Origin of the sequence: Paraburkholderia dipogonis (assembly GCF_046027395.1) — a bacterium.
GTDB classification, from domain to species: domain Bacteria; phylum Pseudomonadota; class Gammaproteobacteria; order Burkholderiales; family Burkholderiaceae; genus Paraburkholderia; species Paraburkholderia dipogonis_A.
On sequence record NZ_JAQQEG010000044.1, the window covers coordinates 47,469 to 59,668 of the forward strand.

11 protein-coding genes are annotated in these 12,200 nt (G+C 64.2%); 3 read left to right on the forward strand and 8 right to left on the reverse strand.

Annotated features, from left to right (window positions below; genetic code table 11):
* Positions 1 to 122: 122 nt before the first annotated feature.
* Together PQR32_RS34250 and PQR32_RS34255 are read right to left on the reverse strand one after the other, a co-directional pair.
* Positions 123 to 1,295 (reverse strand): glycosyltransferase family 9 protein, encoded by a 1,173-nt coding sequence (locus PQR32_RS34250; RefSeq protein WP_408237847.1) that lies wholly within the window; start codon positions 1,293 to 1,295, stop codon positions 123 to 125.
* Between the two features lie 264 nt (positions 1,296 to 1,559).
* Positions 1,560 to 2,723, reverse strand: coding sequence for an MFS transporter (locus PQR32_RS34255; RefSeq protein ID WP_408237850.1), 1,164 nt, complete (start codon positions 2,721 to 2,723; stop codon positions 1,560 to 1,562).
* Between the two features lie 192 nt (positions 2,724 to 2,915).
* On the opposite strand from PQR32_RS34255, the gene PQR32_RS34260 reads away from it, so the two are divergent.
* Entirely contained in the window at positions 2,916 to 3,347 is a 432-nt protein-coding gene (locus tag PQR32_RS34260; RefSeq protein ID WP_408237853.1) for a PRC-barrel domain-containing protein, read from the forward strand.
* A gap of 69 nt (positions 3,348 to 3,416) precedes the next feature.
* Here the strand turns inward: PQR32_RS34260 and PQR32_RS34265 are convergent, their stop codons facing one another.
* Together PQR32_RS34265 and PQR32_RS34270 are read right to left on the reverse strand one after the other, a co-directional pair.
* Complete coding sequence (locus PQR32_RS34265) at positions 3,417 to 4,406, reverse strand: substrate-binding domain-containing protein (RefSeq protein WP_408237856.1); 990 nt, start codon at positions 4,404 to 4,406, stop codon at positions 3,417 to 3,419.
* An 82-nt stretch (positions 4,407 to 4,488) separates the two neighbouring features.
* Positions 4,489 to 5,823: a leucine-rich repeat-containing protein kinase family protein gene (locus PQR32_RS34270; RefSeq protein WP_408237859.1), complete on the reverse strand. Its 1,335-nt coding sequence runs from the start codon at positions 5,821 to 5,823 to the stop codon at positions 4,489 to 4,491.
* Between the two features lie 280 nt (positions 5,824 to 6,103).
* On the opposite strand from PQR32_RS34270, the gene PQR32_RS34275 reads away from it, so the two are divergent.
* Both PQR32_RS34275 and PQR32_RS34280 read left to right on the forward strand, forming a co-directional pair.
* Positions 6,104 to 6,736 carry a methylated-DNA--[protein]-cysteine S-methyltransferase gene (locus PQR32_RS34275; protein WP_408237862.1) on the forward strand — a complete coding sequence of 211 codons (633 nt, stop codon included), beginning with the start codon at positions 6,104 to 6,106 and terminating at the stop codon, positions 6,734 to 6,736.
* A 127-nt stretch (positions 6,737 to 6,863) separates the two neighbouring features.
* The gene (locus PQR32_RS34280) at positions 6,864 to 7,169 is read left to right on the forward strand and encodes a panthothenate synthetase (RefSeq protein WP_408237865.1); all 306 of its coding nucleotides are present in this window, start codon (positions 6,864 to 6,866) and stop codon (positions 7,167 to 7,169) included.
* Positions 7,170 to 7,246: 77 nt separating this feature from the next.
* Here PQR32_RS34280 and PQR32_RS34285 read toward each other — a convergent pair whose 3' ends face one another.
* From PQR32_RS34285 to PQR32_RS34300, 4 genes are all read right to left on the reverse strand, one after another.
* Positions 7,247 to 8,119, reverse strand: coding sequence for a GNAT family N-acetyltransferase (locus PQR32_RS34285; protein ID WP_408237868.1), 873 nt, complete (start codon positions 8,117 to 8,119; stop codon positions 7,247 to 7,249).
* Complete coding sequence (locus tag PQR32_RS34290) at positions 8,101 to 9,342, reverse strand: Zn-dependent hydrolase (protein WP_408237871.1); 1,242 nt, start codon at positions 9,340 to 9,342, stop codon at positions 8,101 to 8,103. The genes PQR32_RS34285 and PQR32_RS34290 overlap by 19 nt, the downstream gene beginning before the upstream one ends.
* A 184-nt stretch (positions 9,343 to 9,526) precedes the next feature.
* Positions 9,527 to 11,113 carry an alpha/beta hydrolase family protein gene (locus PQR32_RS34295; RefSeq protein WP_408237874.1) on the reverse strand — a complete coding sequence of 529 codons (1,587 nt, stop codon included), beginning with the start codon at positions 11,111 to 11,113 and terminating at the stop codon, positions 9,527 to 9,529.
* Between the two features lie 76 nt (positions 11,114 to 11,189).
* A complete protein-coding gene (locus PQR32_RS34300; RefSeq protein WP_408237877.1) occupies positions 11,190 to 12,089 on the reverse strand; it encodes a LysR substrate-binding domain-containing protein in 900 nt (299 codons plus the stop codon).
* Between the last annotated feature and the right edge of the window lie 111 nt (positions 12,090 to 12,200).

The window sequence follows — 12,200 nt, forward strand, 5'->3', positions numbered from 1 at the left end:
TTGTACAAGGTCCGTGCTGCGAGGCAGGAAGACTTGAAATTCTACCGCCGTGGATGACGGCTCGGGAATCGCAGCGGCTGCCTCCCTGGCAGTGTCAGCCCCGCACATCCAGCGGCACGACGTCAGGCTGCCGCGCCGACCTGCGTCCGATGCGCACCGACCGCCTCCAGCACCGCTTGTACGACCCGCTCGATGCTCGGCCAATTGCGCGCGTGTTCGCCCGCCACATACTGCTCGGGCGACACGCTGCGATACGGCGGAGGATAACCCCAGATGGCGTCGTGCCGGTCGGGTTTGGTCACGCTCCCGCCAATCACGGCGACGGTCGGACGACGAAACGCCGCCGCGACGTGCATCAGCATCGACGAGTTCGTCAGCACGACGCCGGCCCCTTCGGTGAGGGCGAACATGACGCGCATCGGCACCTCGCCCGCCAGCGAGCGGACCGGCACGCCCGGACCCGCCGCGGCGATCGCCTCGGCGGCGCGCGCCTGATCCGCCTTGCTGCCGACGATCACGATATCGCACGCGTCGCCGGCTTTTTCCAGTGCCTGCGCGATCTGCGCGAGCGCGGCGCCGGCCTGGCGTGCATCCCATGCCTTGGTCGGAACGCCGGCCCCGACGCCGACGATCAACCGCACGGTACGGCGCCCCGGTACGCCGCCCGCATTCCAGATTTGCGCGGCTGTTACACGCTCGTCATCGGTCAGGAACAGTTGCGGGCGCGCTTCCGGCAACACCGTCGCGCCGAGCAGTTCACCCTGCGCGAGCGCGGCGCGTCCGCATTGCCGGGCGGCGAATTCGATAAACGCCTGACACCCGCTCCAGCCGCCCCGATAACCGCGCACACCGATGCGATAGCGTACCCCTGAGCGCATCATCAGCAGCGCGCCCATATAGCTGCCGAGCACGTCGATACCGACATCAAAGCCGCCGCGCGCGCGCAGTGCGGCGACCTGCGGGGACTTCCACAGAAAACGCAACACGTTGCCGTGCGAGCGGTCCTCCACCAGCTTGTTATTCCAGGGCGCGTCGATCTCCACGATCTCGTCGACGAAGGGATTGTTCTCGAGTATCGGACGCCCCCAACTGCCCACGCCGGCGATCAGGCGCGTCGTCGGAAAGCGCTTGCGCAGCGCCTCGAAGAGCGGCGTGGTGGTGAGCAGTTCGCCGAAATCGTTCGGGCGCAGCACGAGAATCTCGCGCGGCGTGTCGCGATTTGGATCGAACCGTGGCGGGTAGAAACGGCCCATCAACCAGACCGGCGTTTCGATCAGCAGACTTTTCCAACCCATTGCTTCTCCAATGCGGCAGTTCCGGTCGCCGTCGCCGCGCATCGCTTCGCGCGGGAGGCGGTACGGGCGCGCGGGGCGCGGGTGCGCCGCAGGCGCCGCCCGGATATCACTCCGATTGTGCCTGGTTGCCGCAGCGCGCTCTGTGGCCGGGCGTACAGAGCCGTGGACTGTTTATGCGTCCGCCGCGTCCAAATCCAGCCTCGCGATCTTGCCAGGTCGCCAGCAAATCCGGCCGGGGACGCCGCCCGGTTCTGCGCTTCGCTGTCAGCAGGTCTCGACCGCGCGGCGATTTACTGCACGGCCGGCGAACACCAGTACCAAGCCCGCCGCGGCCAGCACCGCGCCGGCAATCGGTACGGCTGTGTAGCCCCATCCCGCCGAAATCACCGCACCGCCGGCAGCCGCGCCCAGCGCATTGCCGAGATTGAACGCCCCCACGTTCACCGACGACGCCAGCCCCGGCGCGTCGGCCGCCGCGTGCATCACGCGAATCTGGACCGGCGGCACGATCGCAAACGTGGCCGCGCCCCACACGAGCATGCCGAACAACGCCCCCACGTGGCTGGTGAGAACAAACGGCAGCGCCGCCATGATGACCGCCAGCGCGCCGAGAAACAGCTTCGTGCTGCCGTCGAGCGACCAGTCGGCGAGCCGCCCGCCCAGACCGTTGCCGATCGTGAAGCCGATGCCGATCAGCACCAGCACAATCGTGACGAAACCCGCGGAGGCGCCCGTCATATTCTCGAGCACCGGCGCCACATAGGTGTAAAGCGTGAACATCGCGCCGGCGCCCATGACGGTGGTGGCCATCGCCATCAGCACTTCAGGACGCGCCAGCACGCGCAACTCGCGGCGAATGTCCGGCATCTTGCCTGCGTCGCCTCGCGGCAGCGCGACGGCCAATGCGGCAATCGCCAGCACACCGAGCCCGGCGGTGCCGGCGAACGCCATGCGCCAGCCGATCTGCTGACCGATCCAGGTCGCCGCCGGCACGCCGCCGATGTTGGCGATCGTCAAGCCCATGAACATGGTGGCGACCGCGCTCGCGCGCCTCTCGCGCGGCACGAGATTCGCCGCGACCACCGAGCCGATGCCGAAAAACGCGCCGTGGTTCAGGCTCGTCACGAGGCGCGCGGCGAGCAGCGTCCAGTAGCCAGGCGCGATCGCCGAAAGCAGATTGCCGATGACGAAGATCGACATGAGCGCGATCAGGGCTTTCTTCGCACGCAACCTGCCGAAGGCGAGCGTCATCAACGGTGCGCCGAGCATGACTCCAAGCGCATAGGCGCTGATGAGGAGGCCCGCGGCCGGAATGGAGACACCCACGCCGTTCGCGATCACGGGCAACAAGCCCATTGGCGCGAATTCCGTGGTGCCGATGCCGAATGCGCCGACAGCCAGGGCCAGCAGTGCCCAGCTTGATTTCATGCCTATTCTCCGTCCAGATATCACAAGCGAACGATTGTCGGCTAACGGACGCGTGACAAACAGCCCTGCCGCAGCAATTGATTCTTGATCGCGAGGCACGAATGACGAATCACGCAGGAGTCCGGGCACGTCACGTGCTTCCCCATACCTACGTACGAAGCTGACTGTTGAACAGACAACAAGGAGCCGGAAATGAAAGCAAAAACGCTGATCTGCGCGACCGCACTCGCCGCAATCTGCGCCTCGCAAGGCGCCTACGCGCAGATTGCCGGACTGCAGCCGCTCGGTGGCACGGTCGAGCAAACCAATGCGCTGCTGAAGGGCTGGAGCGTGCGGCGCGCCCTTGTCGACGAGCCGGTCTACAACGATCTGAACGACAAGGTCGGCAGCATCTATGACGTGATCATTTCGCCGGACCGTAAGGCGACGTATGCGATTGTGTCGGTAGGCGGCTTCCTCGGCATGGGCAAGCACTATGTGGCGATCCCGGTCGATCACTTCGAGATCCGCGACGGCAACCTGTTCCTCGCCGGCGCGACGAAGGATGCGCTGAAGTCGGTACCCGAATTCGAGTACAACAAGCTCGAAAAAGCAACCAAGCCGCACAAGGTCAAAGTGGAATAACCGAAGTAGCAGGCCTTGACACGAGAGCGAGACGACTCACTCTCGCTGCAGCCGCATGAAGGCCCGCGCTCAGTGGTTCGCGGCCGTGACGAGTTGCAGCGGTGTTTCGATCACGCTCGACAGTTCGCTCTGCTTCTTCTGTTCGGTCACCGCCTTCAATGCGACGTCGACGCCGAATACGGCTTGCCGCGCGGCGAACTGATTGATCGTGGCGAGCACGCGGCCATCGGCGATCAACGGTTTGATCGCATCGATATCGTTGTAGCCGGTGACGTAGACGCCGCCGGTTCTGCCGGCATCGCGAACCGCGTCGACCGCGCCCATCGCCATATTGTCGTTGCCGCACAGCAGCCCGCGGATTTGCGGATGCTCGTTGAGCATTTTCGAAGCAGCGTCGCGGCCCTTCCCATAGTCCCAGTCGCCGGCCTGAACGGCAACGATGTTGATGCCCGCCGCGTTCATCGCATCCCTGCAGCCGTCCGTGCGTTGCTGTGCATTGCGATCGGCTGAACTGCCTTCGATGATGCCCACCTGGTCGCCCGCCTTGAGCCGCTGCGCCAGATAATTGCCGACCTGCTGCGCCCCTTTGCGATTGTTCGGCCCGACAAACGGCACGGAAATGCCGGCCGCGCCCTGAAACGCCTCGTCGAGCGGATTGTCGATGGAGACCATGATGATGCCCGCCTTGATCGCACGCGCGACGACCGCCGTCAGCGCCTTCGAATCGGTCGGCGCGATGACGATCGCGTTCATCTTCGCCTTGATCATGTCCTCGACCATGCGGATCTGCCCGGCCGTGTCGCTTTCGTTGGCCGTGCCGCGCACCGTCAAATCGAATTGCGACGCGTAATGCTGCTGGTAGTTCTGCGCGGCGTTCGCCATCGCCACCGTGAACGGATCGCTCAGCGACTTCAGCACGAGCGCGATCTTGAGCTTGCTGCCCGGCGTGACCGCCGCATCTGCCGCGCCGCGGACGCCGGCCGCGGCCAGCGCGCCGGCAAACATCAGGCGGCGGCGCATCTCCCGAGAGGACGTCCTTCGGGGCGTCTTCTGCATCATCGAATCTCTCCTTCTGGGCCGGGCTGACGAAGCGCGGTATTGCACTCGGATGAAAGGCCGCCGTGGCACTGCCTGCGGCTCATCAAGCGTCCTTCAGCGCCAGCAAACGCGCTGCGATTTCGTCGAACAACGGCCGGCTATCGATAGCCTCGCTCAAACAATTGTCCTTCAACTCCGCTAAGCGCGCCTGGATGTTCGCCTGCGCCAGCGGCCAGTCGCATCGTTCGAGCAACTCTTCGAGCAGACAACCATAGGCTCTGACTTCGAGGCGCTGAAGCGCGAGACCGATGCTCCGATCGTCCAGATCATAGAAAGACGCCGCTCCGAAGTCTCCCAACAACGCGCGCCCCTGTCCGCCGTCCAGGATATTGTGAGCGTACAGATCGCCATGCATGATGCCTTGCTCATGCAGATGGCACGCCGCCGACGCGATCCCGTACGCAATGCCCAACGCCGAAGCCAGATCAAAGCGTGTGTCGGCGCCATAGATATCGCGCGTGCAGGATTCGAGGCTTGGCGGACCGGCGAGGTTTGTGAATTGCGGATCGATCAGTTCCATCACGAGGCCGTGCGTGCCTGCGGGATGATCCTTCACTTTCCCCGCGACCGGGATCAGGTTCGCATGATCGCCCGCGCGAATGCAGGCTGCCATTTCGCAGTCGGGCAGACCATCGCTGGTCACTGCGCCCTTGAACAGTTTCACCGCGACGGGGCGGGGCGCGCCATGCGGACCTGCAAGCTCCGCGCGATAGATGACACCGGAAGCACCTTCGCCCAGCGCCGTCTCGAGCTTCAAGTCAGGCCACGCAATCGCGGCGATCGGTGTGTCGATCAACGCCGCCGCTTCGAGCGCTTCACTGAACGGATTGCCGGCGTACGCCAGCCAGGACAACCGCGGCAGACGCAGCAACCAGGCCGGCAGTTTGCCGAGCCGATTCGCCGCGAGACGCAGCAATTCGAGCCGCGAGCAGGCGGCCAATTCTTCGGGAAGCGTCCGCAGACGGTTGCCTGCCAGCATCAGCTTTTGCAATTGCGTACAACCGCCGATTTCAGCAGGCAACGCTTCGATCTCGTTGTCGGTGAGAATCAGCCAGCGCAATTGCGGTGACAGCGCTTTGCCGGACACATGCCGGATGCGGTTGGCCTTGAAGCCGACCATGCTCAATTGCGAGCACTGTCCCAGCACTTCGGGCAACTCGGTGAACGGGTTGTCGGAGCCGAAGAGAATGCGCAGCCTGGTGAGCCGTGGCAGATCGTCGGGCAGCGACGTGAGCGCGTTGCCCGACAGGTCGAGAACTTCCAGTGTGTCGGCGAGGTCGAAAATCTCGCGCGGAAATTCAGTCAGGCCGCAGGCCAGTTTCAGCCGGCGCGTGCCCGCGAGCTGGCCGGCCCGCAATTGATCAAGTGTCGTCGTCACAGTCGTGGAAGAGAGGTCCGGTTGCCAGTGCGCTTCGTATCGAAGGTATCAATTCTACTGAGTCGCGGGCCTGGCCCGAAAAGGGTTGTACAGTGATGCATCGTCCCATCCAGAACAACGAGCCGCCGACCGTCATCGGTCGCGAGGAATTGGACAGCAAGATTCGGAGCGCAATCAGAGAGTACGAGGCTCACACTGTCGGATATCGGCGCGCTTGGCGCGTGTATTCGCAGACTCGCCTTGCAGCATCTGCGCGTCCAACCAGTCAGGAGCAAGCAAAGTGACATACGCCTACAAGTTGATGGACTCGCCCGTCGGCCAGTTGAAACTCGTTGCAAACGGCGACCGCCTCGCCGCCATTCTGTGGGAGCACGACAAGCCGAACCGCGTACGTCTCGGAGAGCGGGTCGAAGCGAACGACCGGCCTGTGTTGATCGAGACCGAACGGCAGTTGAACGAGTATTTCGCCGGCACGCGGCATGAATTCGACCTTCCGCTCACCTTCCAGGGAACGGACTTCCAGAAGCAGGTCTGGGCCGCGCTGTTGACCATACCGTTCGGCCAGACGCGCAGCTATTCGGAAATCGCGACGCAGATCGGCAACGTCAATGCAGTGCGGGCGGTCGGCGCGGCGAACGGCAGAAATCCGATTTCCATCGTGGCGCCGTGCCACCGGGTGATCGGCGCGTCCGGTGATTTGACCGGGTTTGCGGGCGGCTTGGCGAACAAGATGCTGCTGCTGTCGCTCGAAGCCGGACAGACTTCGATCGAAGCAGAGGCGGACAAGCAAACGGACATGTTCGCGCTCGAAGAAAGCGCCGCGGTCAAGCTTCAGGTCAAATCCGAAGCTCAGACAAAACCCGCGCGCCATGCGCCGAATCGCGGCACGCAAGCCTCGTTGTTTGGAAACTGACGGATGCATGGTCTGCGATGGCAGCGGACTCACTGCATCGTGTTGAACGCTTCGTGATGGATCACATTGCCGTCCGCATAAAGCACCTATCCTTAAGAAGCCCTTTGGGCGTCAACAGGAGGATGACATGCGCATGCTTCTCAACATACGAATCCCGCACGAACCGTTCAACACCATGGTGCGTGATGGCACCGCCGGGCAAGTGATCGGGAAAATACTGGAAGAGATAAAACCGGAGGCCGTCTACTTCACCGAGCAGAGTGGGGCACGCGGAGCAGTCGTGGTGGTGGATATCGACAACGCATCATCGATTCCCGCGCTCGCGGAGCCGTGGTTTCTGAAATTCAACGCCGACTGCGAAATGCGCATTGCGATGTTGCCGGAAGACCTGATGAAAGCCGGACTGGAAAATCTCGGCACGAAATGGAAATAGCAGTTGCCACCGGCGGTCCGCAACCGGCACCGCCGATGGCTGCGCAATCAAACAGGCATCATCATGTTCTGCTGTGGTCAACCCAGCTCGAACGACGTCACGCCGAACACGCGTTCCATGGAAATAGCAGGCGGTTCCTGCGTGTACATCCGCGCGGTTTCGAACACGCTCGTCATGGCGTGCCGTTCGGCCAACGCAACGGCATCCACGTTGATCTCCGGCACATCGAAGAAAAACACCTCGCCCGGAATGCTCGACGTCAACGCAGAAAACAAACGGCCGGCAATCTCGTCGTTATCGGCGAAGAGCGGGCCGATCTTGTAACCCGTCAGACAAGGCCGCAATACGCCGTAGCCCACCACCCGGCCGTCGTGCACCGCGACGCGCGCCATCGCGCCGGGCTGCGCGAGCCACGCAGCGAGAAAGCGCTCGCGCGCCGCGGGAAAGCATTGCCGATCGTAGCTGTTCAACGATTCGAAGGGGAGCGCCGAAGCATTCGACACGTCTGCATAGTGCTCGCCCTGAGCGATCTCTTGCGCGACGCCCTGAAAGCGGATGTTGCGATACGCAAGCTGAAATCCGGACTTCCTGTAGTTCGCCTGTTGGGCGACCACGCCGTCCAGGCCGACGTTACGGTTTCGCAAATAGTCCATGCCGTGCTGCCAGACGCGCATGCCGAAGCCTCGACCGCGAAACGCCTGTTTCACGATATACAAGCCAATAAAGCCAAAGTCCTCGCCGTACGCGACAGCGGATAGACACGCCACCGGCGCGCCGCGCCATTCGCCGATGAAAAACCCGTCCGGGTCGGCCGCACGAAAACAGTCGGCATCGTGCAGACCGGGGTTCCATCCTTCCTGCGCGGCCCATTCGAGCGCCAATGCGACGTCCTCGGCCGACATCGTGCGTACGACGAAATCGCCTGATTCGTTCACGATCGTTTCGCCCATTGTTCTTCCAGAATCGCGGCCGCAGCCGTGGCCGCGACCTGGCAGCCGAGAACGATGTGCGCCTCGGCCGTATCCTCGATGAAATCGTGGCTCACGCCGCCGATGCTCGGCACGAACATCATGCAAGCCGGCATGCAGCGGGCGATGACCTGCGCGTCGTGCGCGGCGCCGCTCGGCATGCGGATCCATTGGCCGGGCGCCACCGCGTCGGCGGCGCGGGCGAGATGGTCCGCGAGCGCCGCGTGCATGGTCACCGGCTGCATCGGTTCGTCGATGGTCGTCAGCTCCACGCGCACCGAGCCGCGCGCGTTGAAGTCGCGCACCAGCCCGGCGAGCCGGTCTTCCATCGCCTGCAAACGCGCGGCATTCGCGTCGCGGAATTGCAGGGACATGTCGGCCGCGCCCGGCACGACGCTCAGCGAGCCAGGGTCGAGGTCGATGCGGCCCACCGTCCAGACGGTATCGGCATCCGCGAGTTGCCCGAATGCTTCGTTCATCTGCGGGATGAAGGCGACCAGCGCCGCGCCGGCGTCGCGCCGGATCGCCATGGGCGTCGTGCCGGCATGGTTGCGCTGCCCCGTGAAGCGCAGCCGCAATTCGCGCAGCCCGACGATCGTGGTGACGACCCCGATGGACTTGCCGGCCGCTTCCAGCCGGCCGCCCTGCTCGATATGCGGCTCGAGATAGGCGACCTGCCGGCCCGGCTCGAAGCGCGCACGCGGCCGCCCGGCGAGACCCGCGGTTGCGAGCACGTCGTCGAGACGCTGGCCTTGCCGATTGGTGGCGTCGCGAATTGCCTCGTCGACGCTATCGCCCACAAAGCTGCGGCTGCCGAGCAGGCCGGAAAACGTGCCTTCTTCATCGATCCACGATGCCACGTCCACCGCGAGATGACGCGTCGCGTCGTTCTCGGCCAACGCGCGCGCAATCTCCAGCCCGTAGATCACGCCCATCGCGCCGTCGAGCCAGCCGCCGGTCGGCTGCGTGTCGGTATGAGAGCCGATCACGAGCGCGGGTCCGCTGTTGCGCGAGCGTCCGAACACGGTCCCCACGCCGTCGATCACGGCCTCGAGTCCCGCCTCCGTCATGCGCCCGGCCAGCCATTCGCGCGACGCCAGATCCACCGGCGAAAGCGCCAGCCGAACGACGCCGGGTCCCGTGGCGCCGAAACTGCGCAGCTGCTTGAGATCGGCCAACAACCGGTCCGGATCGATCCTCACCACGTTCTCATCTCCTTGCATTGTTGATTTGACGCGTACTAATGCGGCTATGGATGCCGTTCGCAGGAGTCGCATCTTTCATCGCGGACTTGGTCGTCAAGGTTTGCGCCGCCAGGTTCGTTGCCTGCGCATGATAGCCGCACTTTACGAGCATCGCTGCGGGCCGGATTTTCAGCTTTGCACGCGCTCAGAAGGTGGCGAAGAACGTCCGCGCCGCCAGCATGCAGAACGACGCAACCAGTTGGCCATGATAGGCCCGCAGCACCGCTGACGCCCCGCCGTCGGTCGCACCGCCGGCCACGGCCTGACTCGCGACCTGCGCCTTCGCACTCGCGAACTCCTGCTTGATGGATGCATACGGATCGTCGGGCCCGACAACGGGAGAGTCCACATCCAGCACGGACGTGAGCCCCGCCGGCACTTTGGCGTTCTGCCAATACGCCTGCTCGATGCGCGCGTTGAAAAAGAACACCGTGGGATCCGACTCGCCACCGCACATCAGAACGGGCGCAAGCGGCAGCCAGTTGCGCAAGTCGTTGCGCTTGAACGCCTGGCGCAACGGATGCAGCGGATTCGCGGCCGGCTTCATCGCAATGGTCGGGTTGGGAAACGCACCGTCGGGATTGGCGGCGGCGTCCTCCAGCAGCGTCAGGCGATAGGCGTTGCGCACGAGGTTCGCATTGCCGAATCCGGCGGCAAAGAGCGGTGTCAAGGCCGGCGGCGCCAAAGGCGGCGAAGCAGGCGGCGTCATCGCCGCGAACTGCGGCGCGGGCGGCACGCTGCTGAAGAGATGCGCGGACGGCAGTTTGCCTGTGGTGAATAGCGTATTGAGCGGCTGCAGGCTCGGCAGCAGCATTTCGATACCCGGCGCGTACGCCGCTTCATAGAAGTCGCCGGGCCGGCGGTAGATATTCTCGTAAGCATGCTGATAACCCGTCACGATCAGCGTCGAGAAGAGTGTAGAGCCCAGGTTGATCTCGCCTTCGATGAGTGCGTCGGCGGTGGCGGCGAGCGCGTAGGGACCCGAACCCGGTGCGGACGCGGTCACCTTGACGCCGGCCGCCTGCAGCGCGCGATGCGTCGCCATTGCAACGAAGCCGCCTTGCGAATAGCCGGTGACGAACAGCTTGCCGTTTTCGCGCGTGTTTGCTTCCGGCTTCATGTCGGCTAGCGCCGCGCGTGCCGCCCGCAGCGAGTCGATCACATCGGCGGATTGTTGGTCGGCGTTCAGATACGGGTGGTACGGGAGATCGGAGCCGGCGTAGCCCGCATAGTTGGTCGCCACCACGATATAACCTTGCGCCGCATACATGGCCGCCACGCTAATGCCTTCCCCGGCGCCGTCGCCGTTGCCCGGGTCCGTTTGCGTGATATCGGCGAGGTTGTAGTTGCGATACGCGGTGGTGCCGTGTGCATAGAGCATCAGCGGAAGCGGTCTGCTGCAAGCCGCCGAACGTCCTGACGGGATCATCAACGCGCCGCTCGCGCGAGTGGGTTCGCCCGCGCCGCCGATGGTCCGGTAGCGAAAGCTCACGATCTCGATGTCGCACGCGGGCGCGCCGGCAATCTGCGCGAGCCGCCGGCCGCCCGCGCTCGACGCCAGCAATGTCGAAAACGCCGCGGCGCTCAGCTTTAACGTGACGCGATGATCGAGCAGCTGGCCGCGGGCATTGCACGCTTCGCCGCATCGGGAATCGGCAGGCGCACCGGCACAGGCGCCCAAAGCGCAACATGCCAGCAACCCGAGGGCCGCGTTTCGGATAGCTACCCACATGTGAGGCTCCGTCTTGTTGGTATGACGACGAGTGGCGGCCTTGCAGAGTGAGACGAGTATAGGTAAACGAGCCGGCTCAGCGCGATGGGTCCTCGACATGGGCCATCAACTCTTCGGCCCTCGAAAGAAACAGCTTCAGCACCGGCGATGTATTCGACCTGCTATAGCCGATCACGAGATCGATAGTCGGCGTCTCGCCTTCCAGCGGCCGGCTGACTACCGACCACGGCAGCAGGTTGGTCGCATACTCGGGCATCAGCGCGAGCCCACGTGTGGACGCGACCAGCGACATCGCCATGGCCAGGTTGTCGACGCCATGCTCGGGCGCGACCGTGATGCGGTTTTCGTCCAGATAGCGCTGGATCACGTCGTGCAGCACGCGCGCCTTGTTCGACGCCATGATGAACGTCTCGCCGGCGAAATCCTCCGGACGGATCGCGCTTCGCTCGGTGAGGCGATGGTCGCTGGGCATGAGTACGATGAGCTTCTCGCTGCTGACCGTCCGATAGTCCAGATCGAATCCCGGTTCGGCGCGCAGGAACGCAAGGTCGAGTTTGCCGCGCGCGAGCGCGTCGGCGAGGTCCGGCGAATAGTGGCTCGACACCGTGACGTCGATAGTCGGCAGTTCGTCGCGCAAGACCTGCATGGCGCGCGGCAGCCATGTCATTTCCTCGCCGGTCAGAAATCCCAGCGCGAAAACCTGTTTGGAGGGCCGCGCGGCGCGGCGCGCGGCTTCGGTGGCGGCGTCGACTTGCGACAGCGCGAGCCGCGCATGATCGAGGAAAGCCTTGCCCGCCGCGGTCAGCTCGACGCCGCGCGCGCTGCGGCTGAACAACTCGGCGCCGACCTCGTCTTCCAGATCGCGAATCTGGCGGCTCAGCGACGGCTGCGACGTGTGCAGACGCCGTTCCGCCGCCACCGTCAGGCTGCCCGTTTCGGCGACGGCCACGAAGTACCGCAAATGTCGAAGCTCCATAAACCCTCTTTGAATCGTTCCGCGAGTGGTATGCCTGCCAAGCATGCCCATCAGCCTACAAAGTCTTTTTCCTTTGCACAAGCCCCCACTACATTACCCCTCATGCAGCGC